This window comes from Cupriavidus sp. GW823-FHT06D04 (genome assembly GCF_058795055.1).
The window spans coordinates 1-24,853 of sequence record NZ_JBXAHL010000031.1 but is presented as its reverse complement, the minus strand read 5'-3'; the positions used below and the strand labels follow the sequence as shown (position 1 = coordinate 24,853).

Genomic DNA, 24,853 nt, shown 5'->3' with positions numbered 1-24,853 from the left:
CACCAGGTCAGTTATAGGTGTACACCGCGGTCTTGTTGCTGTTGTTCAGCATCCGGTAGCCGAACAGCACCGCACGAACCGACGTCGGCGTCATGGCTGGAACCGGGGCATCCACTACGAGAGACGTGGAGCCCTTCGGAGCCTGCTGGGACGCGCCATAGGTGCCGTTCGTGTCCACAGTCACCGAAACACCGCCGATCTGCTCGGCAGCAATATTCTGGATCCAGTCGGCCTTGGTCGACGTCTGCGCGCCGGCAAGGCTGCCATTCGGATCCAGGAATGCCAACGTTGCGCTGCCCGGCGTGTTCCACGGCAAGTTGCCAGCCTGGGTGGCGACGATCATGTCGCTCAACAGGGTCTTGTGGTACGTGTAAGTCGCCGTCGTGTTGCTGCCGTAGAACAGCTCGATCTTGTAGCGCTGGCCCTTCGCAGGGAAGGTCGTATCGAGATTGTCGGCATTCTGCGCCCACACCAGCCCCCCCTGATTGTTGGCGAAGGTCGTAGCGGCCGTGCCAGTCAAGCCGGCGGTCCGGCCGATCCAGAAGTTCGGGCAGTTGTAGAACCGCGGGCCAGTGTTCGCGGCATTGTCGCTGCAGCGCGTGGTAGTGCCGACCGTCCCGGTCTTGTTGGTGACATCCATATAGTTCTGGCCGACTTCCTCAGGGACCGGAGCAATATAGACCAGGCCTGCCTTGGGCAGCATCGGGCCGGTAATGCGGGCATAGGCCAGGTTGCCGTTCGCTGTGACACTGCCCGGCCCCTTCGCGTTCACCTGGAATTGCAGGCCGGTCTGGAAGTGGCTGAAGGCCTGGGTATTGGCAGGGTTGAGTTGCTCAACCCTGCGGACCAACGGCCGCACACTGACGTCGACCGGCTGCTGGTTGCCGACCAGCCGCCAGGGGCTCGGGTGCGATTGCGTGGCACCGCCGGCGATGTTGCGCGCGACGGTGATCAGGTTGCCGGGATTGCCTCCCGCATCCAGGTACTTGATGTTCAGCACGGCTTCGTCCTTGCCCGACGCGGTGCTGCTTGCGCCGTAGAAAGCCATCACCTCAGGAACGCTGAACTGCGCACCGGTCATCGTATCGCTGGTGAGCGTGTTGTACAGATACTGGCCGGCCTCGTAACCATTGTGCAGGAACTCGACGCCTGCCGCGTTGTCGCTGGCGCCCGCGATATCCTGGCACTGCGGCGCCGCGGACGTCACCGTCGGGCCGCCCTGGGATTGCGGCACGGTGGTGTCGGTGGCCAGCACGCGCTGGGACGTTGGCAGCGCAAAGCAGGCAGTCAGGGATTTGGCGACGAGTTGCGCGGCCTTGGGCAGATCAGCCACGCCGGCGTCCGGCGCGGGCAGCGCCGTGCCGCTGCTGTCTGCGGTGGCCAGGGGCACCGGCGTCGGATTGTCGACGGTGGCGATTGCCGGTTTGCCGCTCGCGGGATCGGTCGTTACCTTGACGATATCCAGAAGCTGGTCAGCGGTGTTGCCCGAGCTGGAAGCCGTGGCCGCGGAAATAGAGGTGCTGAACGGGTTGTAGTCCGCGGGTGCGCCGATCGACGTCAACACGCTCGCAAGCTGCGTCAAGACGTTAGCGGTGACCTTTTGCAACGCGGCCGTATCCACGGTCTTGCTGCTGACCACGGAAAGCGCGTTACCGTCTGAAGCAAGCTGTGCCACGATGGCCGTGGTCAGCGGGGTGGCGTTGACCGTCAGCGCGGCGCCCGCGGCGGGGGTGGTGGTGGCCACGCTCACCAGCGGGGCACTGTTGCCGGTCGGGTCGGTCACCACGACAAAGAAGGGCGCCGTCTCTCCGCTCTTGAGGGTGCACGTGTAGGTGCCCAGGGCTGTCGTCGTGATCGACGATTCCTCGCAAGGCGAGTTGCCACTGCTGTTGGTGATGGTGACGTTGGCATTGGCCAGGGCCGCACCGGTTGCCGCGGTCCCGCTCATCACGGCTTTGGCTGCCGGCGCCGTCGTCGCAGGCGGCGGGGTCGTGGTGTTGCTGCTGGCGCTGTCTCCACCGCCTCCGCAACCGGCAAGCGTTACCAGTGCGGCGCCGGCCATGGCGAGGCCAAGTTTGGAGCGATTGCTCTTCATGCGGTACTTCCTCCCGGTCTTTTATGGGGTTCCTGTGTTGCGCGGGAGTGCCACGAACGGCGTGAAGTTGCAGTTCTCTCTTTGGGCTATGACGACCGCTGACTTCTCATCCGCGCACGTCAATGTATGGGGCCATGCGGGCTGGCGAATACCACCCCAAGGAAGGATGTATCAAATTGCCTCACTAACCAATTCTGGTGATGCGCATCGCTTCGGATTCTGCGGGGCAGTTGGGCGCCAGGCCCTGCGCGGCAATGCGGTAGCGATGGCCGTTGACTTCCCGTTCGAGGATGCGCATCATTTTTTCATGCAGCATCTCCGAGCCAAAGAATCAAGCGAAATCCAGTATCTACGCGGCATTCCGACTCGATGCCGCCGCGGAACAACACCGAGCTTGCGAAGGTAGGGCTAGGAGCGCGCCTCGTCTGCAGGAAAGACCCGCGCGCACAGAAAGTCGACCAACGCCCTCACCTTGGGCGAGGGATGCCTGCTCGCCGGCCAGAGCACGTGAAAGGCCTTGGCCGGCCCCACATGGCCCGACAGCACCTGGCACAGGCTGCCATCGGCCAGTTGCTCGCGGATGGCGAAATCCGGCAGGCAGGCAATGCCCAGGCCGCACAGCGCAAAACACAGGCGCGTCTCGATGTTGTTGCAGATCATCGATGTCGGCAGCGCCAGCTCGGGCTCGCCCGGCGCGCGTTGCAGCGGCCAGGCCTCGAGCTTGCCGGTGTGGGGAAAGCGGTAATGCAGGCAGGCATGGGCGGCCAGGTCGGCAGGCACCTTCGGCGTGCCACGCTGCGCCAGGTAATCGGGCGATGCCACCAGCATCGCCTGGAACGCACCCAGCCTGCGCGCCGACAGGCGCGAGTCGGCGGGCTCGCCGGTGCGGACCACCGCATCGAAGCCCTCCTCGATGACATCGACCAGTTGGTCGGTGAAATCCAGGTCCAGCTCGATGTCCGGATACGCGCGCATGAAATCGCCAAGCACGGGCAAGACCAGTGAGCTGACCAGCGGCAGGCTCACGCGCAGGCGCCCGCGCGGCGCCGCGGTGGCTTCGGCCAGCTCCAGCTCCGCCGCTTCGATCTCGGCGAGCACGCGGCGGCTGCGCTCCAGGAACAGCGTGCCTTCGGCGGTCAGCGTCACGCTGCGCGTGCTGCGGTGGAACAGCCGTACGCCGAGCCTTTCTTCCAGGCGCGCCACGCTCTTGCCGACGGCGGAGGCCGACACCCCCAGCAAGCGTCCCGCCGCGACAAAACTGCGGGTCTCGGCCACCTGCACAAACACTGCGAAGCCACTGAGGCTATCCATGATGCCCCCCCGATTGCGGACACAAAGTTCCGGAGAAAAAGGAACTGTAGCCCACTTTTTCTTTAATGGCCGGGTCCTTATCGTGAGCGGGTACTCATTGAACAAGGATTCCGCTGTGTCCCTCCCCACGATTGCACCGCGTCCAGGTGTGTCCCATGTATCCCCCCTGAATGCGCGCATCGACGTCGTGGTCCGGCAGGCGCTGGAGCAACGGCGGCTGGTCGGCGCCGTCGTGCTGGTCAGCCGTGACGGCGAACCGGTCTACCAGCAGGCGGCAGGCCTGGCCGATCGGGAAAGCGGACAGTCGATGCGCATGGATGCGGTGTTCCGGCTGGCTTCGGTAAGCAAGCCGATCGTCTCCGTGGCTGCACTGGTGCTGGTGGCACAAGGCCATCTCGACCTTGACCAGGGTATCGACCGTTGGCTGCCCGAATTTTGCCCGCGCCTGGCCGACGGCCGACCGGCACGTATCACGGCGCGGCAGCTGCTGAGCCATACCGCGGGGCTGGGCTATCGCTTCTTCGAGTCCGGCGAAGCCGGACCCTATGCCCGCGCCGGTGTCTCCGACGGCATGGACGACACCACCATCAGCCTGGCGGAAAACCTGCGGCGCATCGCGAGCGTGCCCTTGCTGTACGAACCGGGTACCGCGTGGGGCTACTCGCTCGCGACCGACGTGCTGGGCGCGCTGATCGAGCGCGTCCATGGCACGCCGCTCGACACGGCAGTGCGCCAGCTGGTGACGGGCCCGCTGGGCATGGACGACACCGGCTTCGTGGCACGCGATGCGCACCGCGTGCCGACCTCGTATGTGAATGACAGCCCGCACCCGCACCGCCTGCGCGAAGGCGAAACCGTGCCCGTGCTCGAAGGCACGGTTGGCATTCCCTACAGCCCCGCCCGCCTCTTCAACGCGCGGGCCTTCCCGTCCGGCGGCGCCGGCATGGCGGGCACGGCGCAAGACTTCCTGCGCCTGCTGGAAAGCTTGCGCCAGGGCGGCGGCGTGTTGCTGCCATCCGCCCTGGTCGAAGACATGGCGCGCGACCAGACCGGCGGCCTGGACCTGCCCGATGCGCCGGGAACCGGCTTCGGGCTGGGCTTCTCGGTGCTGCGCGATCCGCGCCGGGCGGGCTCCCCGGAATCCACCGGCACCTGGCGCTGGGGCGGCGCCTACGGCCACGCCTGGTTCGTCGACCGCAGCCAGGGGCTGAGCGTGGTGGCGTTCACCAACACGCTGTACGAGGGCATGTCCGGCCGCTTTGTCACCGATCTGCGCGACGCGGTCTACGGTGTCGCCCCCGCTGCCGCGTAACCCTCCACGCAACGCATCACCCCTGATCAAGGCGCCAACATGACCACAGCCACCAACACGCTTGCGAACGATGCACAGCAGGGCACCCAGCCTGCGCGGCTACCGCTTCCGGCACTGCTTGCGCTTGCCGTCGCAGGCTTCATCACCGTCCTGACCGAGGCCTTGCCGGCAGGGCTGCTGCCGCAGATCGGCGCGGGCCTTGCCATCTCCGAGCCGCTTGCCGGCCAGCTCGTCACCATCTACGCCTTCGGTTCTCTGGTAGCCGCCATGCCGCTGACGGCAGCCACGCAAGGGCTGCGGCGACGGCCGCTGCTGCTGCTTGCCATCGCGGGCTTTGCCGTCGCCAACGCCGCGACGGCCTGGTCCGGCAACTATGTCCTGACGATGGCGGCGCGCTTTCTTGCGGGGGTCTCGGCCGGACTGCTGTGGGCGCTGCTGGCTGGCTATGCCGCGCGCATGGTTCCCGATCACCTCAAGGGCCGGGCCATTGCTGTCGCGATGGTTGGCATCCCCCTGGCCTTGTCGCTGGGCGTGCCATCCGGGACCTTCCTCGGTGCGCTCATGGGCTGGCGCGCGTGCTTCGGCATCATCAGCATGCTGACGCTGGGCCTGGTTGCCTGGGTGCTGGCCAGCGTGCCGGATTTTGCCGGCCAGCCCGCCGGCCAGCGGCTGCCGATCGCGCGCGTGTTCACAGTGCCGGGCGTGCGTCCCGTGCTGTTCGTGACGCTCGCCTTCGTGCTGGCGCACAACATCCTCTACACCTATATCGCGCCGTTCCTGCGAGCCGGCAACGCCGGGGCACGGCTTGATCTGGTCCTGTTCGTGTTCGGCGTGGCCTCGCTCGCCGGCATCTGGATCACCGGCGTACTGATCGACCAGTGGCTGCGGGCGCTGACGCTGGCCAGCACCCTGCTGTTCGAGCTTGCGGTGCTGGCGCTTGGGGCCGGGGGCGGGCACCCGGCCGTGGTCTATGCCGCGGCCGCGATCTGGGGCCTGGGCTTCGGCGGCGTTTCCACGCTGTTCCAGACGGCGCTGGCAAAGACCGCCGGAAAGTCCGCGGACGTGGCCCAGTCGATGCTGGTCACGGCCTGGAATATTGCCATCGCCGGCGGCGGCGTCATTGGCGGGCTGCTGCTCGATGGCTTCGGGATCGGCGCATTCCCGCCCGTGCTGGCTGCCCTGCTCGCCGCCACCTGGCTGGCGGTCTGGTCGGCGCGCAGGCATGGCTTTCCGCCGCGCGGCTGAGGTACAGGACGGCAGGCCTAACCGGCCGATGCCTCCAGCCAGGCCAGTTCCTCTTCATCGAAGCCCGCCGCGCGCCGCGCCTCGAGATTGAACGGCCCGCGCAGCTTCGGCGCGCGGTACTGCCCGGCCAGCTGCGCGTAGGTGGCAACGGGGTCCAGGCCGCGCTGCGCGCACAGCCAGCGGTACCAGTGGTTGCCGATGGCGACGTGGCCGACCTCGTCGCGCAGGATGATGTCGATGATGGCCGCGGCGGCGTGGTCGCCGGCGCCGGCCAGCCTGGCGCGCACCGGCGGCGAGGCATCGAGCCCGCGCGCCTCCAGCGTGCGCGGCACCAGCGCCATGCGCGCGAGCACGTCGTCGGCGGTCTTGTCGGTCATCTCCCACAGGCTGTTGTGGGCAGGGAAGTCGCCGTAGGCCGCGCCCAGCGTGCCAAGGTGGTCGGCCAGCAGCGTGAAGTGGTACGCCTCTTCATCGGCCACGCGCAGCCAGTCGCGGTAGTAGCCGGGCGGCATGCCGGCGAAGCGCCAGGCCGCGTCCAGCGCCAGGTTGATGGCATTGAACTCGATATGGCACAGCGCATGGATCATCGCCGCGCGCCCGGCCGGGGTATGCAGCGAGCGGCGCCGCTCGACGCCCTGCGGCGCCACCAGCGGCGGCCGCGCGGGGCGGCCGGGAATGGCCTGGCCGGCACCGGCCTGGATCGCCTCGCCGGCGGCAAGCGCCTCGTCCGGCAACGTCGTCACATGGCGGTAAAGTGCCCGCGCCGCCACGGACTTCTGCCGGGGATCCGTCATGCACAGCACCGCCAGCGCCTGGTGGCGCGGCGAAAGTGACGGTTCAGGCAAGGCGGCGGCGGGTGTTTTTTCTGGCATGAGCGTAAAATCCGGGTCTGCCGCCATTGTAGGGCCTGGCCGGTGCCCGACTGCCGGGCAAGCCGCGCAGTCGCCTTGGCGCCGCGCGCCCGCACCCCACCCTGGCCCTTTAAAGTCCGGCGGCAACCCCCACTTCAACAAAAGCCTTTCGTGCAGGAGACCTCATGGCGCTTTACCAGCTCGGCGATGTCAAGCCCAATATCGACAGCGATGCCTACGTGGCCCCCGAAGCCACCGTCATCGGCAACGTGACCCTCAAGTCCCGCGCCAGCGCCTGGCCCGGTGTCGTGATCCGGGGCGACAACGAACCGATCGTGGTGGGCGAGGACACCAACATCCAGGAAGGCTCGGTGCTGCATACCGACCCGGGCTGCCCGCTGACCCTGGGCGACAAGGTCTCGATCGGCCATCAGGCCATGCTGCATGGCTGCACTGTGGGCGAAGGCTCGCTGATTGGGATCCAGGCCGTGGTGCTGAACCGCGCCGTGATCGGCAAGGAATGCCTGGTCGGCGCCGGTGCCGTGGTGACCGAAGGCAAGGTCTTCCCGGACCGCTCGCTGATCCTGGGCGCGCCGGCCAAGGTGGTGCGCCAGCTGACCGACGCCGACGTCGCCAACCTGTACCGCAACGCCGAGACCTACGCCACCCGGCAGGCCATGTACAAGCAACAGCTCAAGCGGATCGGCTGACGACCGCGGCGGCACTTACCGAATCATCGACAGATTATTGTGACCGATACCACCACCCCCGACACCCTGCAGAAATTCCTGTTCGACGCGGCTCCCGTGCGCGGCGAGCTGGTGCGCATGGAAGCCACCTGGCAAGAAGTGCTGGGCCGCCACAGCTACCCCGCACCGGTGCGCCGGCTGCTGGGCGAAATGATGGCCGCCGCGGCGCTGCTGTCGGCCAACCTGAAGTTCAACGGGGCGCTGGTGATGCAGCTGCACGGCGACGGCCCGGTGCGCATGCTGGTGGTGGAATGCCTGTCCGACCTGTCGATGCGCGCCACCGCCAAGCTGGCCGAGGACGCGCACATCGCCGACGACGCCACGCTGGCGCAGATGGTCAACGCCCACGGCCACGGCCGCTTTGCCATCACGCTTGACCCGAAGGACAAGCTGCCGGGCCAGCAGGCGTACCAGGGCATAGTGCCGCTGGCCGACGCGCACGGCCCGCTGGCCTCGATCAGCGCCGTGCTGGAGCACTACATGCAGGCGTCCGAGCAGCTCGACACGCGCCTCTGGCTGGCGGCGGACGACCACGTCGCCGCCGGCATGCTGCTGCAAAAGCTGCCGGCCTACGGCGGCACCGCGGAAGTCGGCGAGACCGGCGCGCCGCTGGCCAGCCATGCCCGCGCGCAGGACCTGGACACCTGGGACCGCGCCGTGCAGCTGGGCGCCACGCTCAAGGCCGACGAACTGCTGGCCGAGACCCCCGACACCCTGCTGCGCCGCCTGTTCTGGGAAGACCTGCAGGCCGCCGGCCTGCGCGTGTTTGAGCCGCTGACGCCGCATTTCCATTGCTCTTGCTCGCGCCCCAAGGTGGCGGGCATGCTGCAGTCGCTGGGCCAGGAAGAGATCGAAGGCATCATCGCCGAGCGCGGCCAGGTCGAGATCCACTGCGACTTCTGCGGCCTGCGCTATGAGTTTGATCCGGTCGACTGCGCCCAGCTGTTCTCGGCCACCCATATCGCCACCGGCGCCGGTGCCGGCGCGCACCAGCACCACTGAGCGGCGGGCGCGGGGCGGCACGGCGGAAACAACCGCCCTGCCGCCCTGTCCAACGGCTGTACGATGGCAGCATCCAACTGCCGCAAGCGAGCCTGAGAACAGCCATGTCCGCCCGAGCCACCTCCTCCCTGCCTGAATCTCCCGCCATCGTGCCGGCCGTGCTGCGCGGCATTGCCGCCTGCGCCGCGACCGGCGCACTGCTGCTGGCCGCCGGCTGCGCAGAGCTGCCGCGCGACGTCAACGGCTCGCCGCCCACGGCGCGGCTCACGCCCAACGCCATCCCGCCAGCGCCGCTGACGGCCGACGACAAGGAGAAGCTCGACACGCTGAACCAGCAGATACTGCGCGAGCAGGCGGCCGCGATCGCGCTCGACCAGCAGGCCGCGGCCGCGCGCGCGGCTTATGGCTATCCGAACACCAGCTGGAACCTGTATTACGGGGGATGGGGTGGCGGCCACTGGGGCGGCGGCGTCAGCGTCGGCATGCCCGGCTGGGGCTGGGGCGGTTATCCGTACGGCTGGTGGTGACGACAGCGAGAAGCAAGGCGCCTCTTAGTGGCCACCTCTGCCGGCGACCGAATTCGGCGGCGGCGGCAACGGCGGCGTGGCGCTGACCTTGGGCGCCGGCGCGACAAACTGCACGAAGACCTCGCCTTCCTTCACCATGCCCAGCTCATAGCGGGCACGTTCCTCGATCGCGCCGGTGCCGTCCTGCAGGTCGGCGACTTCGCCTTCCAGCTTGGCGTTGCGCAGCTTGAGCGTCTGGGTGCGGGTGCCCTGCTCGGTCAGCTGCCGGTTCAGGTCCCACACGCGCAGCCATCCGCCCTTGCCCAGCCAGAGTGGGTACTGGATGGCAAGCAGCAGCACGAACAACAGCAGCGAGATCAGGCGCATGAAAGATGGCGGACAGGAAATTCCGCACAATGATCTGCGAACTCAGCCTATAAGGCAATTGCCAGGCAGATTTCGATACAAAAACGGCGGCGGCCAGGGAATCCCGGCCGCCGCCATTCCATCCGCTTGCTGCCGCTCCCGCGCGAGCGGGAACGACGGGGCAAGGTGTCAGCGCAGATTGTAGAACGCGCCCTTGCCCGGGTAGCTGGCGATATCGCCCAGGTCTTCCTCGATGCGCAGCAGCTGGTTGTACTTGGCCATGCGGTCCGAGCGCGACAGCGAGCCGGTCTTGATCTGGCCGGCGTTGGTGCCCACGGCGATGTCGGCGATGGTGCTGTCTTCGGTCTCGCCCGAGCGGTGCGAGATCACGGCGGTGTAGCCGGCGCGCTTGGCCATCTCGATGGCGGCGAAGGTTTCGGTCAGGGTGCCGATCTGGTTGATCTTGATCAGGATCGAGTTGCCGATGCCCTTCTCGATGCCTTCCTTCAGGATTTTGGTGTTGGTGACGAACAGGTCGTCGCCCACCAGCTGCACGCGCGTGCCCAGCTTCTCGGTCAGCGTCTTCCAGCCGTCCCAGTCGCCTTCGGCCATGCCGTCCTCGATCGACACGATCGGGAACTTGTCGCACAGGTTGGCCAGGTAGTCGGCGAACTGCGTCGAGGTCAGCTTCAGGCCTTCGCCCTCCAGCTGGTACACGCCCTCGCCTTCGTGGTAGAACTCGCTGGCGGCGCAGTCCAGTGCCAGCAGCACGTCTTCACCGGCGCGGTAGCCGGCCTTCTCGATGGCCTGCACCACGGTGTTCAGGCATTCCTCGTTGGACGAGAAGTTGGGGGCGAAGCCGCCCTCGTCGCCGACCGCGGTGGACATGCCCTTGTCGGCCAGGATCTTCTTCAGCGCGTGGAAGATCTCCGCGCCGCAGCGCAGGGCTTCGCGGAAGCTGGTCTGCGACACCGGCATGATCATGAATTCCTGGATGTCCAGGCTGTTGTTGGCGTGCGCGCCGCCGTTGACGATGTTCATCATCGGCACCGGCAGTTGCATCGCGCCCGAACCGCCGAAGTAGCGGTACAGCGGCAGGCCGGCTTCTTCAGCGGCGGCCTTGGCCACGGCCATCGACACGGCCAGCATGGCGTTGGCGCCCAGGCGGCCCTTGTTCTCGGTGCCGTCGAGGTCGATCAGGGTGCGGTCCAGGAAGGCCTGCTCGGAGGCATCCAGGCCCATGATGGCTTCGGAGATTTCGGTGTTGATGTGCTCGACGGCCTTCAGCACGCCCTTGCCCAGGTAGCGCGACTTGTCGCCGTCACGCAGTTCGATGGCTTCGCGCGAGCCGGTCGACGCACCCGACGGCACCGCTGCGCGGCCCATCACGCCGGATTCCAGCAGCACGTCGCATTCGACGGTGGGGTTGCCGCGCGAGTCGAGAACCTCGCGACCGATGATATCTACGATTGCACTCATGAATTCCTCTCTGACTGTTGATTCTTGCTGCTGCTGATTACTTCAAGCTGTGCCCGTGTCAGGCGCATGTCAAACTGCCCGACAACCCTCAGGCAGCGCCTTCCACCACGATCATGTTCATCTTTGCCGCGTGCTCGCGCGCCTTGCGGGCGGCGCGATAGGCTTCGCCGTCGTGGAACGACTTGGCGGCTTCATAGCTGGGGAATTTCAGCACCACGACGCGGGTCGGCGCCCACTCGCCCTCCAGCGGCTCGGTCTTGCCGCCGCGCACCAGCACTTCGGCGCCATGGATCTGCATGGCCTTGCTCGAAAGCACTTTGTACTCTTCGTACTGCTGGGGGTCGGTCACGTCGACGTAGGCGATGATATAGCCCGCGGCCATGGAAAATCTCCCGATTTTTTGTATTGTCTTTCGATATGGTTTGTCACCACCGGCATTGCGGTGGTGACAAAACCGGGCCTGCTCAGGCGCAGGCCGGCCAGCCGAAGTTGTCTTCCAGAAAGCCGGCACGCTTGACCAACGTGTCCAGGTCCTTGAGCACGGCCAGCAGTTCCTTCATGCGCGACAGCGGCACCGCGTTGGGGCCATCGGACATGGCCTTGCTCGGGTCCGGGTGCGTTTCCATGAAGAGGCCCGCGACGCCGGTGGCGACGGCGGCGCGCGACAGCACCGGCACGAACTCGCGCTGGCCGCCCGAGCTGGTGCCCTGGCCGCCCGGCAGCTGCACCGAGTGGGTGGCGTCGAACACCACCGGAGCACCGGTCTCGCGCATGATCGCCAGCGAGCGCATGTCGGACACCAGGTTGTTGTAGCCGAACGAGACACCACGCTCGCAGGCCATGAAGACGTCATCGGGCAGACCGGCTTCGCGCGCGGCGTCGCGCGCCTTGTCGATCACGTTCTTCATGTCATGCGGCGCCAGGAACTGGCCCTTCTTGATGTTCACCGGCTTGCCGCTCTGAGCGCAGGCACGAATGAAATCAGTCTGGCGGCACAGGAAGGCCGGCGTTTGCAGCACGTCCACCACGGCGGCGACGGGCTTGATCTCGTCGATCTCGTGGATGTCGGTCAGCACCGGCACGCCGATCTCGCGCTTGACCGTCGCCAGGATCTCCAGGCCCTTTTCCATCCCCAGGCCGCGGAACGACTTGCCCGAAGACCGGTTGGCCTTGTCGAACGACGACTTGTAGATGAACGGGATGCCCAGTTCAGCGGTGATGGCCTTGAGCTCGCCGGCCGTATCCAGCGCCATCTGCTCCGACTCGATCACGCACGGACCTGCGATCAGGAAGAACGGCTTGTCGAGGCCGGCCTCGAATCCACAGAGTTTCATGACTGTCTCTCCTGCTTGCCGCCGGGGCTTACGCGCCCTTGCGCTGCTGGCTGGCCAGCGCGGCTTCGACGTAGGCCTTGAACAGCGGGTGGCCGTCGCGCGGCGTCGAGGTGAATTCCGGGTGGAACTGCACGCCGACGAACCAGGGGTGCATCGACTCGGGCAGCTCCATCATTTCCGGCAGGTTCTCGGTCGGCGTGCGCGCCGAGATCACCATGCCGGCCTTTTCCAGCGTCGGCACGTAGTGATTGTTGACCTCGTAGCGGTGACGGTGGCGTTCATTGACCTCGGCGCCGTAGATCGTCGCTGCCTTGGTGCCTTCCTTGACCGGCACGCGCTGGGCGCCCAGGCGCATGGTGCCGCCCAGGTCGGAATCGGCCGAGCGCTGCTCGACCTTGCCTTCGCGGTCCACCCACTCGGTGATCAGCGCGACCACCGGGTGCTCGGTTTCCAGGTTGAACTCGGTCGAGTTGGCATCGGTCATGCCGGCCAGGTGGCGGGCAAACTCGATCACGGCCAGCTGCATGCCCAGGCAGATGCCCAAGTACGGGATCTTGTTCTCGCGGGCGTACTGGATCGCGCGGATCTTGCCTTCCGTGCCGCGCTTGCCGAAGCCGCCCGGCACCAGGATGGCATCCAGCGGGGCCAGCACTTCGAGGTGGCCCGATTCCAGTTCCTCGGAATCGATGTACTCGATGTTGACGCGCGTGGCGGTGTGCATGCCGGCGTGGCGCAGGGCTTCGATCAGCGACTTGTACGACTCGGTCAGGTCGACGTACTTGCCGACCATGCCGATGGTGATCTCGTGCTCGGGATTTTCCTGGGCGTTGACCAGCTTCTGCCACATCGACAGGTCGGCGGGCTTCGGGTCCAGGCGCAGCTCCTCGCAGATCAGGCGGTCCAGGCCCTGCTCGTTGAGCATCTGCGGGATCTTGTAGATGCTGTCCGCATCCCACACCGAAATCACGGCGTCTTGCGGGATATTGGCGAACAGCGAAATCTTGGCGCGCTCGTCGTCCGGGATCGGGCGGTCGGCGCGGCACAGCAGCGCGGTCGGCGAGATGCCGATTTCACGCAGCTTCTGCACCGAGTGCTGGGTCGGCTTGGTCTTGAGCTCGCCGGCGCTGGCAATGAACGGCACCAGCGTCAGGTGCACGAAGGCGCAGTGGTTGCGGCCCATGCGCAGGCTCATCTGGCGCGCGGCTTCCAGGAACGGCAGCGATTCGATGTCACCCACGGTGCCGCCGATTTCCACCAGCGCCACGTCGGCCTTGCCGTCGTGCGACGCCGCGGCGCCCCTTTCGACGAAGGCCTGGATCTCGTTGGTGATATGCGGGATCACCTGCACGGTCTTGCCCAGGTATTCGCCGCGGCGCTCCTTGCGGATCACCGATTCGTAGATCTGGCCCGTGGTGAAGTTGTTCGACTTGCGCATCTTGGCCGAGACGAAACGCTCGTAGTGGCCGAGATCGAGGTCGGTTTCAGCACCGTCTTCCGTGACAAACACCTCGCCATGCTGGAAAGGGCTCATCGTGCCGGGATCGACGTTGATGTAGGGATCTAGCTTGAGGAGGGTGACTTTGAGGCCGCGCGACTCAAGAATGGCCGCGAGCGAGGCAGCAGCGATGCCCTTGCCGAGAGAAGAGACGACGCCACCGGTGACGAAGACGAATTTGGTCATAAACCGAGCTTGCCGGGGAAATCGGGATTATACATGAGAGCCCGATTCCCGCCGACCCGGAAATTGTGACAGCACCCCTCCTCGGCGGGGCTGCAACAGGGTTTTCCGGTGTGTTGCGGCGCATGCGCCGCAACACCCGCCTCAGCGCCCCTCGCGGCGCATCGCGCCGATCAGGTCGCGCACCAGCTGCGCTGTCTCCTGCGGCCGCTCCATCGGGTACAGATGGCCGCCTTCGATAAAGCGCAGGTTCGGACCGACCAGCTTGCGGGTGGCACCCAGCCCGCACTGGCGCACCTCGCGGGAACGGGTGCCGGCGACAAAGCCGACCGGCACCGGCGCGCCGCGCGCCACCTTGCGCCCCAGGCTGGTCGGCAGCGTGCGGTAGATCCAGTATTCGACCTCGCGGTCAAAGCGCAGCCGCCGCTCGTTGTCCTTGCCGGTCGGCTCGGTGCCGTGGATGGCGTAGTCGCGCAGCACTTCCTGGTCCCATACCGCGAAGTTGGGCTTGGCGCGGAAGTGTTCCCAGACCGCCTCGGCATCCGGCCAGTGGGTGCGCCGGTTTTTGGTCACCGCCGCCGGGCCGGGCTTTTCGTCCATGCCGAACATCTGGGCGGTCTTCAGCAGCGAAGCACGCCAGCCGGCAATGATCGGCGAATCCAGCATCACCACGCCGCGCACGCGCGCCGGGCGCCGCAGCGCCGCCATCAGCGACAGGAAGCCGCCCAGCGAATGGCCCACCAGCCACACCGGCTCGCGGTACTGGCGGTCGATCTCGCCGAGCAGCTCCTCCACCAGGTGCGGCCAGCCGCGCGTCACCGGGAATTCGGGCTTGTGCCCGTAGCGGTCCACGGCGCGGAATTCGAAGTCGCCGTCCAGTTCGCCGAACAGCTTGCGGTAGGTGGTCACCGGAAAGCCGTTGGCATGGGAAAAATGAATGATCTCGCGCATCGCTTGCTTCCTCGCCCGGCCCTCAGTCCTGGGTACGCGACGGATTGCGCTTGGCGCGCACCGGCTGGCCCCAGCGGTCGGCCTCGCCGGGACGCGCCAGCGAGAATTCGGCGGGCGCGGCCGGATCCCACTCCGGGTTGTGGATCTCGCCGAAGACCTGGCGCAGGCGCTGCCCCCAAGTATCGCGGATCATGCGGAAGTAGGCGTTGCGCTCGTCGATGTTGACGAAGCGCGTCACGCACAGCGTATCGGCCTCATAGACCAGCAGGTCCAGCGGCAGGCCGACCGAGATGTTCGACTTGAGCGTCGAATCCATCGAGATCAGCGCGCATTTGGCCCCCTCGGCCAGCGGCAGCGACGGGTGCACCACGCGGTCAACGATGGGCTTGCCGTACTTGGCCTCGCCGATCTGGAAATAGCAGTTCTCGGGCGTGGCCTCGACAAAATTGCCCGCCGCGTAGATGTTGAACAGGCGCACCCGCTCGCCGCGCACCTGGCCGCCGAAGATCAGGCTGACATTGAATTCGATGCCGGCATCGCGCAGCGCATGCGCATCGCGCTTGTGCACCTGGCGCACCGCCTCGCCGACGATGGAAGCGGCCTCGAACATGTCGCGCGCGGTCCACAGCGAGCGCTTCTCGTCATGGTTCTCGGCCAGGATCTGGCGCACCGACTGGCTGATCGCCAGGTTGCCGGCGGTCATCAGCACCATCACGCGGTCGCCGGGTTCTTCGAACACCGTCATCTTGCGCGACGTGGAGATGGCATCTACCCCCGCATTGGTGCGGGAATCGGACAGGAATACCAGGCCGGCATCCAGCCGCATGGCTACACAGTAAGTCATGGTCTTGTTTTGGTGTGCTTCGCGGCGGCCGGAAGTGGCCAGCCGATGGCCTGCATACCCCGGATTCTAGCGCCGGTGCCGCGGCACCGCGCCCTGTCTGGAATCAGGCACCTAATCAGGGAAAAAGCGGCGTTATGCTCACATCGACTTCAAGCGTCTCGCCGGAACCCCCTTCCAGGATGCCCCTTACCGGCGCAGCCGACGCGTAATCGCGCCCCACCGCGAGGCGTATATGACGCTCGTCGGTCAGGCAGCCGTGGGTGATATCGACGCTGCACCACACCTCGCGCGCCGGGTCCAGGCATACGTCGGCCCAGGCATGGCTGGCCATCTCGATCGCGGCCGGATCGTAAAAGTATCCGCTCACATAGCGTGCCGGGATACCCAGCGCCCGGCACGCCGCCACCATCACCTGCGCCTGGTCCTGGCACACGCCGCTGCCCAGGCTGAAGGCCTCGGCCGCCGAGGTGCCGACGTCAGTGGTGTTGGGCTTGTAGCGCACCCGCTCCGCAATCCCCTGGGCCAGCGCCAGCAGCGCCGGAATCTCGTGCCCGGCCGCCAGGAACGGTGCGGCAAACGCCTGCATCTCCGGCGGAGCCGAGGTCAGTGGCGTGCTGCCGAGGAAGTACAGCGGCGACACCCGCGCTTCGCCGGGGGGCGGTGCGTCGCAGAACGCATGGTGGCCGTCCCGGTCGAGGTCGCCATGCGGCTGCAGCACTTCCACCTCCCCGCTGGCTTCGATCGAAATGGTGCTGGTCGGTCCGGCCACCGTGAAGTTGTGCACGATGTTGCCGAAGCCGTCATGCGCCGCTGACGGATTGCCAGGCGCGACCAGTTGCCATCGGTGCACGGTCTGCAGCGGGCCCGAACGCGGCTCGAGCCGCACTTCGTGCACGCTGCGGCGCACCGGCTCGGCGTAGCGGTAAACAGTATGGTGGTGGATCTTGTATTTCACGGTATCAGGGCGCGGCGGCACATGGAGGCTGCCGGCGGCCCATCTCAGGCAGCCAGCAGCGGCACGAGGAAGTCCCGGCTGATGCCATTGCCGAGATCGCCGATGCGCTCCAGGAAGCTGGTCAGGTACGCGTGCAGGCCGACAGCGAAAATGTCGTCGATGCGCGCGTACTTCAGGTCGGCGTGGAGTTTACCAGCCTGGCGCTCGGTTTCCGCCGATTGCTGGTTGCGCACCGTGTGCAGGATGGCCACCACCTCGTCCATGCTCGACACCAGCGAGCGCGGCATGTCGGGCCGCAGGATCAGCAGCTCGGCCACGCGCTGCGGCGTAATGACCGCGCGATAGACCTTGCGGTAGACCTCGAAGCCCGATACCGAGCGCAGCACCGCGGCCCAGTGATAGAAATCGTTCTGGTCGCGGTTGGCATCGCTCTCGTCGCTGCCCGATGCCTGGAACTTGACGTCGAGGATCCGCGCGGTGTTGTCGGCGCGCTCCAGGAACGTGCCCAGCCGCATGAAGTGGAAGGCATCGTCCTTGAGCATGGTGCCGAACTGCACCCCGCGCGCCAGGTGCGAGCGGAACTTGACCCATTCGAAGAAGCGCGACGGGTCTTCCTTCAGCACGCCGTCGGCGATCAGGCGCTGCACCTCCAGCCAGGTGGTGTTGACGGTCTCCCAGACCTCGGTGGTCAGCGACCCGCGCACCGCGCGCGCGTTCTCGCGCGCCGCGCGCAGGCAGCTCATGATGGACGAGGCGTTGGTCATGTCGCGCACCATGAAGTCGATCACATCGTCGCGCGACAGCAGCCCGTACTTGTGGTCGAAGACGTCGGTCAGCTCGGAGATATCGAGCATGGCCCACCAGCCCTGCTCGGCCACCTCGGCCGATTGCGGCAGGAGCGAGGTCTGGTAGTTGACGTCGAGCATGCGCGCGGTGTTCTCCGCGCGCTCGGTGTAGCGGGCCATCCAGAACAGGTGGTCGGCGGTGCGGCTCAGCATGCGGGCTCTCCTGGCATGGCGGCGGTCGCCATGGCGGTCATTGCGGCGGTCATCACGTGGTTCGCGTTCATCGTTCCAGCACCCAGGTGTCCTTGGTGCCGCCCCCTTGCGAGGAATTCACCACCAGCGAGCCTTCGCGCAGCGCCACGCGGGTCAGGCCGCCGGGCACCATGCGCACCTCCTTGCCCGACAGCACGAACGGGCGCAGGTCGATATGGCGCGGCGCGATGCCCGACTCCACATAGGTCGGGCAGGTCGACAGCGCCAGCGTCGGCTGCGCGATGTACTGCTCCGGGCGCGCCCTCACCACTTCGCGGAAGGCATCGATCTCGGCCCGCGTCGCGGCCGGGCCGACCAGCATGCCGTAGCCGCCGGCGCCGTGGGTCTCCTTGACCACCAGTTCTTCCATATGGTCCAGCACGTACTGCAGGTCGTCCGGGCGTCGGCACATATAGGTCGGCACGTTGCTGAGGATCGCCTCTTCGCCCAGGTAGAAGCGGATCATGTCGGGCACGTACGGATAGATCGACTTGTCGTCGGCCACGCCCGTGCCAATGGCATTGCAGATGGTCACGTTGCCGGCGCGGTAGACCGACAGCAGGCCGGCCGCGCCCAGCGAGGAATCGTGGCGGAACACCAGCGGGTCGAGGAAGTCGTCGTCGACGCGGCGGTAGATCACGTCGATGCGCTGCGGGCCCTGCGTGGTGCGCATGAACAGGTGGTCGTCCTCGACGAAGAGATCGCTGCCTTCGACCAGCTCCACGCCCATCTGCTGCGCCAGGAAGGCATGCTCGAAGTACGCCGAGTTGTACATGCCCGGTGTCAGCACCACCACGGTAGGATCGGCAATGGCCTGCGGCGACACCCCGCGCAGCATGTCGAGCAACAGGTCAGGATAGTGGGCCACCGGCGCCACGCGGTTGCGCGCGAACAGATCCGGGAACAACCGCATCATCATCTTGCGGTTTTCCAGCATGTACGACACGCCCGAGGGCACGCGCAGGTTGTCTTCCAGCACGTAGAACTCGCCCTCGCCGGCGCGCACCACATCGATGCCGGCCACGTGCGCATAGATGTCGTGCGGCACGTTGACGCCGAGCATCTCGGGCCGGTACTGGGCGTTGTTGTAGATCTGGTCGGGTGGGATCACGCCGGCGCGGATGATGTCCTGGCCGTGGTAGATATCGTGGACAAAGCGGTTGAGCGCGGCCACGCGCTGGCGCAGGCCCTTTTCCAGCAGCGCCCATTCGCTGGCCGGGAAGATGCGCGGGATCACGTCGAACGGAATGGTGCGTTCAGTGCCGCTGTTGGCCTCATCCTTGTCGCCGTAGACGGCAAAGGTAATGCCCACGCGCCGGAAGATCAGGTCGGCCTCGGCGCGCTTGTTGCCCATCGTGCTTTCAGACTGCCGCGCCAGCCAGTCAGCGAAATGCCGGTAATGCGGGCGCACCGCGCCTTCAGGCAATGCCTGCCCCGCCTGGATGACTAATTGCGCCCCGTCCGTGCGCCAGTCCAGCATCTCGTCGAAATACCGCCCCGCCATGATGGCCGTTCCTCCATGTCGCGGGCTTCCGGTGCTACCGCTTCATTGCGACTTCGTGGTCGCTACCGGCTGCCCTGGTTTTGCCCTGGCTTTCCTGTCCCCAGCCCGCCGCGCCTGCCCGTTCGGGGCGCCCACGGCGATACTGTCGAGTCACTGGCCCTTTCAGCATACCCGTACCGGCGAATCCCGCAAGCTGGCGGGTGCCGGCCGGCACGGAAAGTGAACTAGCAAGATGTCTGCCAGCGCACGCAAAAACGGCCGCCAGCCAGGCTGGCGGCCGCTTGCGGGCTGCGCGGGAACGAGCCGACCGGAACGGCCGGCGCGGTCAGCGCGCCGCGCCGGCGCCCTGCGACACCGTGGCCTGCAGGATGGTGGCGACCAGCGCCTCGGGGGACTGGCGGATGTCGAGCACCAGCGCGTCGCTGGGCTCTTCCAGCGTATCGAACTGGCTTTGCAGCAGGTCGGGGTTGAAGAAGTGTTCCGTGCGCGCGGACAGGCGCGTGCCGATCAGCGATGCGTCGCCCTTCATGAAGACGAAGGTCACGCCGCCGTCGGGCGGAGTCAGCCGGTCGCGGTAGGCCTGGCGCAATGCCGAGCAGGTGAACACATGGGTGCGGCCTTCGGCCCGGGCCGCGTCGATGGCGGCACGCATGGCCGCCAGCCACGGCCAGCGGTCTTCGTCGGTCAGCGGGATGCCCGCGTGCATCTTGGCCTTGTTGGCGTCGCTGTGGAATGCATCGGCGTCATGGAAGCCGCAGCCCAGGCGCTGCGCCAGCAACTGGCCGACCGTGGTCTTGCCGCTGCCGGAAACGCCCATCAGGATATAGATCATGTCTGCTCCGTCGGTCTTGGTATCGGATGGTGTCGCCATCCTTGTCTGTCCTTGTCGGTCCAGCTGGGCGTCCTTGCGGCGGCGCAAGGACGCCCGGGGGCGCTGCCGCCCCGCAGGAAACTTCAGGGGAAAATCGGCCTCAGGCCTGGCTATTGTGCGACGGATTGCGCCGCTGCGGTACGTTGGCGCCGGCCTGCGCCGGCCTCGGCATCCGCCTCAGACAGGTCAAGTGCGCTGCCGCCCTCTTCCGCGATGCGCGCGTGGCGCCGGAACAGGCCGAACAGGCCGCGCCCCAGGCTGAATTGCGCGAAATCGTCGTCCGGCGCCGCGGCCAGTTCGCGCGCCGCGAATTCGCCTTCGTCGCCCAGCCACTGCAGCGTGCCGGCAACGGCATCGACACGGATGCGGTCGCCATCGCGCACGCGCGCCAGCGCGCCGCCGGCCAGCGCCTCGGGGCCGACGTGGATCACCGCCGGCACCTTCCCCGACGCGCCGGACATGCGGCCGTCGGTCACCAGCGCCACCTTGTGGCCGGCGTCCTGCAGCGCGCCCAGCACCGGAGTCAGGCGGTGCAGCTCGGGCATGCCGTTGGCGTTCGGCCCCTGGAAACGCACCACCGCGACCAGGTCGCCGGTCAGCTCGCCCGCATCGAAGGCCGCCTGCAGCGCCTCCTGCGCATCGAACACCCGCACCGGGGCTTCGACCACGCGGTGCTCCGGCGCCACCGCCGAGACCTTGATCACGCCGCGGCCCAGGTTGCCCTGCATCAGCCGCAACCCGCCCTCGGCCGAGAAAGGCTCCGCGACCGTCGCCAGCACCTGCGCGTCGCCGCTGTGCGCCGCGCCGTCGCGCCAGCGCAGCACGCCGTCGGTCATCACCGGCTCCTGCGCATAGCGGGCCAGCCCGGGGCCGGCCACGGTCTGCACGTCCTCGTGCAGCAGACCGGCCTGCAGCAGTTCGCGGATGACGAAGCCGGCGCCGCCCGCGGCATGGAAGTGGTTCACATCGGCCGAGCCATTCGGGTAGACGCGCGCCAGCAGCGGCGTGATGCGTGACAGCAGGTCGAAATCATTCCAGTCGATGACGATGCCCGCGGCGCGCGCCATCGCCACCAGGTGGATGGTGTGGTTGGTGGAGCCGCCGGTCGCCAGCAGGCCGACCATGGCGTTGGCAATGGCGCGTTCGTCAACGATGCGCGCCAGCGGCAGGTATTCGTCGCCGCGCGCGCGCAGGGCGATCGCGCGTTGCGCGGCCGCCGCGGTCAGCGCATCGCGCAGGCCGCTGTCCGGGTGCACGAAGGCCGCGCCCGGCAGGTGCAGGCCCATGATTTCCATCAGGAACTGGTTGCTGTTGGCGGTGCCGTAGAAGGTGCAGGTGCCGGCGCCGTGGTAGGCCTGGCATTCGGCCTCGAGCAGCGCATCGCGCCCGACCTGGCCGGTGGCGTATAGCTGGCGCACGCGCGCCTTCTCCTTGTTGGGCAGCCCGCTGGCCATCGGGCCCGCCGGCACGAACACCATCGGCAGGTGGCCGAACTGCAGCGCGCCCATCAGCAGTCCCGGCACGATCTTGTCGCACACGCCCAGCATCAGGGCCGCATCAAAGGTGTTGTGCGACAGCGCCACCGCGGTGCCCATGGCAATCGCATCGCGCGAGAACAGCGACAGCTCCATGCCCGGGTTGCCCTGCGTGATGCCGTCGCACATCGCCGGCACGCCGCCAGCCACCTGCGCCACCGCACCGACCGCGCGCGCGGCCTCGCGGATCACGGCGGGGTAGCGCTCGTACGGCTGGTGCGCCGACAGCATGTCGTTGTACGCGGTGACGATGCCCAGGTTGGGCGCATGGTCGACGCGCAGCTTCAGCTTGTCGTTGGCCGGCAGTGCGGCAAAGCCGTGCGCCAGGTTGGCGCAGGACATGCCGCGCAGCGGCCCCAGTTCAGCCTGCGCGCGCTCGCAGCGGGCAAGGTAGGCTGCACGGCTGGCGCGGCTGCGCGCAACGATGCGCTCGGTGACGGCAAGAAGCTCGGCATGGACGGCAGAAGGCATGGCGGAGACGTTCCTTGTGGGCTGGGTGGCAGCGCGGCAATGCCGCGCCATCGCATGTAGATTTTCTACAGATCGCTGCCATTATACCGAGCACAAGCGCGCCGTCGACCTGCTCATGCATCACAATTGCGCAGAAATTCCCGGAATCAGGGCAAACCCCGAGGGCGGACGACGCACCATTTCGGGCAAGATGCGGCGCCATCCGATGTAGAATCTCTACATATCCGAACCCCCGACACTGCCACCCCGCCGCCATGCGCGACCGAATCCTAGCCGTCTACGACACGCTCCGCCCTTCTGAACGCCGCCTGGCCGACTATGTCGCCCGGCATGGCGCCGCCGTGATCCGGCTGTCGATGCCCGAACTGGCTGAGCGCGCCGGCGTGTCGCAGCCCACCATCGCGCGCTTCTGCGCGGCGCTGGGCTACGACGGCTTCCGCGAATTCAAGCTGCAGTTCGCGCAGAACGTCGGTGGCGGCACGCCCTTCGTGCACCAGGACGTAGCGGCCGACGACCGCCCCGCGGACATCGCCGGCAAGGTCTTCGACCGCACCATTGCCACGCTGATGAGCGTGCGCAATGCGCTCTCCGCCGACCAGATCGAGCATGGCATCCAGCTGCTCGCCGGCGCGCGGCGCATCGAGTTCTACGGCTGCGGCAACTCCGGCATCGTCGCGCTGGATATCCAGCACAAGTTCTTCCGCCTGGGCATGCCGACCGTTGCGTATTCCGACCCGCATGTGTTCAGCATGTCGGCCGCGCTGCTCGCCCGTGGCGACGTGGCCGTGCTGGTCTCCAACAGCGGCCGCACCTGGGACATGCTGACCGCCGCCACGCTGGCGCGCAGCAGCGGCGCCAGCGTGCTGGCGATCACGCACAGCGGCTCGCCGCTGGCTCGGCTGGCCGACGTGTGTGTGTTTTCCGACGTCGAGGAAGACAGCGAGGTCTACACGCCGATGACGTCGCGCATCAGCCACCTGGTGCTGGGCGACGTCCTGGCCGCCGGCGTGGCGCTGGCGCGCGCGGACACCGTCGCCCCCCGCCTGCAGCGCGCCAAGGCGCATCTGCGCGAACGGCGCATCGCCGGTGCGGAGCCGGCCCGGCCAGTACCGCCGGCACGAAGCCGCGCCAGGCCCGCTGCGGCCGAGCCAGCCACGCCCGCCACCCGCACGCGCCGCCGCAAGGCCAGCTGACTCGCTAACGCGGCGCCGGCGGTCGCGCCCGCCAGTAGCGCGGCTGCGCCTGCCGGAACATTGACAACGCAAAGCCCCCGGGCGCGGTGTCCATGGTCACCGCGCCGGTTTCATCGGTCCGGTAGCGCAGGACACCCGCGCGGCCGCAGCGCTCCCACACTTCGCCAGTCGGGTGGCGAACGCAGCTGCGCGCATTGCTGGCAATGGCGGCCTGCTGCGCCTGCTCCGCGAGCGGATGCAGCACGGTAAAGCGCAAGCGTGCGTTGATCGACAGGTTGCCGGCCGAGGCGCTGCGTGCCGACGTGCTGGTGGTGGCCCACCATGGCAGCGGCACCTCGTCCGGCGCAGCCTGGCTGGAGGCGGTGCGCCCGTCGGCGGCGGTGTTCCAGCTGGGTTATGCCAACCGCTAGCCCGCCGTGCAGGCGCACGCGCGCGGTGGCGACCGGCGCGACCAGCAGCCCGACCCCGAGCGCGGCCAGCACCAGCGCCAACGGCCCCGCGCTGGCCGCTTCCCACATCGCCCATGGCAGCGCGGAAAGCCAGCCCAGCACCGCGGCCAGCGCCACCATGGCCAGGTGGGCCACCGCCAGCACCGGCCCGGCCAGTGCCATCGGCAAGGCCGCGCCGAGCAATGCCAGCGGCGTCACCACCAGGCTGACGAGCGGAATCGCCACCGCATTGACCAACGGCGACACCACCGATACCTGGCCGAACAGCACCAACGTCAGCGGCACCAGCCCGATGGTCACGGCCCACTGCGTGCGCGCCCCGGCGGCGAGCGTGGAACGCATGCGTTGCCAACGCCCTTGCGTCGAAGCATCCCGCCCGGGCCGGGCCGCGAAGAAGATCACCACCACCGCGCCGAAGGACAGCCAGAAGCCGGGCAACATCACCGCCCACGGATCCAGCAGCAATGCCACCAGCGCCGCCCAGGCCAGCGCCACCGAGGCGGGCGGCGCACGCGCACCCCACACCGCAATGGCCGCCACGCAGAGCATGGCCACGGTGCGCAGCGCCGGGATCTGCATGCCGGCCAGCAATCCGTAAGCCAGCGCACTGGCCACGGCCGCCACCAGCGCGGCCTGCCGGGCCGGCAGCCACAGCGGCAACGGCCGGCGCAGCCAGCGGCCGAGTCAGAACGAATGCCGCCACAGCAGCCCGGCAAGCGACGCCGCCATGCCGGCGATCATGGTGATATGCAGCCCGGAGATCGCAACCAGGTGGCTGACGCCGGTGCGCTGGAACAGTTGCCAGTCGTCCGCGTCGATGCCACGCTGGTCGCCAATGACCAGTGCGATCAGCACCGGACCGAAGCGCGCATCGGCCGGCAGTGCCGCGCGCAGGTGATCGCGCACGGCGGCGCGCCAGGCTTCTATTTGCCACGCCAGCCGCTCTCCTGACACATCCTGGAGCGGGCCCTGCGCACTGCGCACATAGCCGGTGGCGCCATAGCCTTGCGCCAGCAGCCAATAGGCGTATTGACATCCCCCCGTCCTCAGCCTTCGGCTGCCGCCTTACGGCGGAAAGGACGAGGATTCCTACGGCGCTACGTGATGCTCTACGT

The 24,853-nt window shown here is 67.5% G+C and carries 22 protein-coding genes and 1 pseudogene; 7 read left to right on the top strand and 16 right to left on the bottom strand.

Annotated elements, in window-relative coordinates:
* Nucleotides 1–7 precede the first annotated feature (7 nt).
* Together AC1Q7H_RS29050 and AC1Q7H_RS29045 are read right to left on the bottom strand one after the other, a co-directional pair.
* Nucleotides 8–2,095, bottom strand: a complete 2,088-nt coding sequence (locus AC1Q7H_RS29050) for a hypothetical protein (RefSeq protein WP_492382044.1) — start codon at nt 2,093–2,095, stop codon at nt 8–10.
* A 408-nt stretch (nt 2,096–2,503) separates the two neighbouring features.
* Nucleotides 2,504–3,406: a LysR family transcriptional regulator gene (locus AC1Q7H_RS29045; RefSeq protein ID WP_013956150.1), complete on the bottom strand. Its 903-nt coding sequence runs from the start codon at nt 3,404–3,406 to the stop codon at nt 2,504–2,506.
* Between the two features lie 115 nt (nt 3,407–3,521).
* Between AC1Q7H_RS29045 and AC1Q7H_RS29040 the strand changes: the two genes are divergently transcribed.
* Both AC1Q7H_RS29040 and AC1Q7H_RS29035 read left to right on the top strand, forming a co-directional pair.
* Nucleotides 3,522–4,718 (top strand): serine hydrolase domain-containing protein, encoded by a 1,197-nt coding sequence (locus AC1Q7H_RS29040; RefSeq protein WP_041227835.1) that lies wholly within the window; start codon nt 3,522–3,524, stop codon nt 4,716–4,718.
* Nucleotides 4,719–4,757: 39 nt separating this feature from the next.
* Entirely contained in the window at nt 4,758–5,963 is a 1,206-nt protein-coding gene (locus tag AC1Q7H_RS29035; protein WP_013956148.1) for an MFS transporter, read from the top strand.
* 17 nt (nt 5,964–5,980) lie between these two features.
* Here AC1Q7H_RS29035 and AC1Q7H_RS29030 read toward each other — a convergent pair whose 3' ends face one another.
* Nucleotides 5,981–6,862 (bottom strand): ferritin-like domain-containing protein, encoded by an 882-nt coding sequence (locus AC1Q7H_RS29030; RefSeq protein ID WP_013956147.1) that lies wholly within the window; start codon nt 6,860–6,862, stop codon nt 5,981–5,983.
* Between the two features lie 137 nt (nt 6,863–6,999).
* Here AC1Q7H_RS29030 and AC1Q7H_RS29025 point away from each other — a divergent pair, with 137 nt between their 5' ends.
* The 3 genes from AC1Q7H_RS29025 to AC1Q7H_RS29015 all read left to right on the top strand — a co-directional run bounded on the left by AC1Q7H_RS29025 (nt 7,000) and on the right by AC1Q7H_RS29015 (nt 9,092).
* Complete coding sequence (locus AC1Q7H_RS29025) at nt 7,000–7,524, top strand: gamma carbonic anhydrase family protein (protein ID WP_010808992.1); 525 nt, start codon at nt 7,000–7,002, stop codon at nt 7,522–7,524.
* Nucleotides 7,525–7,563: 39 nt separating this feature from the next.
* A complete protein-coding gene (gene hslO, locus AC1Q7H_RS29020; RefSeq protein WP_013956146.1) occupies nt 7,564–8,565 on the top strand; it encodes an Hsp33 family molecular chaperone HslO in 1,002 nt (333 codons plus the stop codon).
* 104 nt (nt 8,566–8,669) lie between these two features.
* Complete coding sequence (locus AC1Q7H_RS29015) at nt 8,670–9,092, top strand: hypothetical protein (protein ID WP_211980886.1); 423 nt, start codon at nt 8,670–8,672, stop codon at nt 9,090–9,092.
* 24 nt (nt 9,093–9,116) lie between these two features.
* Here AC1Q7H_RS29015 and ftsB read toward each other — a convergent pair whose 3' ends face one another.
* The 12 genes from ftsB to edd form a co-directional block, all read right to left on the bottom strand.
* A complete protein-coding gene (gene ftsB / locus AC1Q7H_RS29010; RefSeq protein ID WP_013956144.1) occupies nt 9,117–9,458 on the bottom strand; it encodes a cell division protein FtsB in 342 nt (113 codons plus the stop codon).
* 168 nt (nt 9,459–9,626) lie between these two features.
* The gene (gene eno, locus AC1Q7H_RS29005) at nt 9,627–10,916 is read right to left on the bottom strand and encodes a phosphopyruvate hydratase (protein WP_013956143.1); all 1,290 of its coding nucleotides are present in this window, start codon (nt 10,914–10,916) and stop codon (nt 9,627–9,629) included.
* An 88-nt stretch (nt 10,917–11,004) separates the two neighbouring features.
* Nucleotides 11,005–11,298 carry a DUF1330 domain-containing protein gene (locus AC1Q7H_RS29000; protein ID WP_013956142.1) on the bottom strand — a complete coding sequence of 98 codons (294 nt, stop codon included), beginning with the start codon at nt 11,296–11,298 and terminating at the stop codon, nt 11,005–11,007.
* A gap of 82 nt (nt 11,299–11,380) precedes the next feature.
* Nucleotides 11,381–12,250, bottom strand: a complete 870-nt coding sequence (gene kdsA, locus AC1Q7H_RS28995) for a 3-deoxy-8-phosphooctulonate synthase (RefSeq protein WP_010808998.1) — start codon at nt 12,248–12,250, stop codon at nt 11,381–11,383.
* A gap of 28 nt (nt 12,251–12,278) precedes the next feature.
* Nucleotides 12,279–13,931, bottom strand: a complete 1,653-nt coding sequence (gene pyrG, locus AC1Q7H_RS28990) for a CTP synthase (protein WP_010808999.1) — start codon at nt 13,929–13,931, stop codon at nt 12,279–12,281.
* 141 nt (nt 13,932–14,072) lie between these two features.
* The gene (locus AC1Q7H_RS28985; RefSeq protein WP_211980885.1) at nt 14,073–14,879 is read right to left on the bottom strand and encodes an alpha/beta fold hydrolase; all 807 of its coding nucleotides are present in this window, start codon (nt 14,877–14,879) and stop codon (nt 14,073–14,075) included.
* Between the two features lie 22 nt (nt 14,880–14,901).
* Nucleotides 14,902–15,723, bottom strand: a complete 822-nt coding sequence (locus tag AC1Q7H_RS28980) for a proteasome-type protease (protein WP_114134596.1) — start codon at nt 15,721–15,723, stop codon at nt 14,902–14,904.
* Between the two features lie 115 nt (nt 15,724–15,838).
* Nucleotides 15,839–16,678, bottom strand: coding sequence for a transglutaminase family protein (locus AC1Q7H_RS28975; RefSeq protein ID WP_193351049.1), 840 nt, complete (start codon nt 16,676–16,678; stop codon nt 15,839–15,841).
* 44 nt (nt 16,679–16,722) lie between these two features.
* Nucleotides 16,723–17,676, bottom strand: a complete 954-nt coding sequence (locus AC1Q7H_RS28970) for an alpha-E domain-containing protein (RefSeq protein ID WP_013956138.1) — start codon at nt 17,674–17,676, stop codon at nt 16,723–16,725.
* Between the two features lie 67 nt (nt 17,677–17,743).
* The gene (locus AC1Q7H_RS28965) at nt 17,744–19,219 is read right to left on the bottom strand and encodes a circularly permuted type 2 ATP-grasp protein (protein ID WP_153954427.1); all 1,476 of its coding nucleotides are present in this window, start codon (nt 19,217–19,219) and stop codon (nt 17,744–17,746) included.
* 325 nt (nt 19,220–19,544) lie between these two features.
* Entirely contained in the window at nt 19,545–20,051 is a 507-nt protein-coding gene (locus AC1Q7H_RS28960) for a gluconokinase (RefSeq protein ID WP_194946826.1), read from the bottom strand.
* Between the two features lie 149 nt (nt 20,052–20,200).
* Nucleotides 20,201–22,096, bottom strand: a complete 1,896-nt coding sequence (gene edd, locus AC1Q7H_RS28955; RefSeq protein WP_153954429.1) for a phosphogluconate dehydratase — start codon at nt 22,094–22,096, stop codon at nt 20,201–20,203.
* On the opposite strand from edd, the gene AC1Q7H_RS28950 reads away from it, so the two are divergent.
* Together AC1Q7H_RS28950 and AC1Q7H_RS28945 are read left to right on the top strand one after the other, a co-directional pair.
* Complete coding sequence (locus AC1Q7H_RS28950) at nt 22,095–22,307, top strand: hypothetical protein (protein WP_211980883.1); 213 nt, start codon at nt 22,095–22,097, stop codon at nt 22,305–22,307. The genes edd and AC1Q7H_RS28950 overlap by 2 nt on opposite strands.
* A gap of 43 nt (nt 22,308–22,350) precedes the next feature.
* Nucleotides 22,351–23,289, top strand: a complete 939-nt coding sequence (locus tag AC1Q7H_RS28945; RefSeq protein ID WP_013956134.1) for a MurR/RpiR family transcriptional regulator — start codon at nt 22,351–22,353, stop codon at nt 23,287–23,289.
* A 110-nt stretch (nt 23,290–23,399) separates the two neighbouring features.
* On the opposite strand, the pseudogene AC1Q7H_RS28940 reads toward AC1Q7H_RS28945, so the two are convergent.
* Nucleotides 23,400–24,593 (bottom strand): annotated as a pseudogene (locus tag AC1Q7H_RS28940) (ComEC/Rec2 family competence protein).
* Nucleotides 24,594–24,853: the final 260 nt, after the last annotated feature.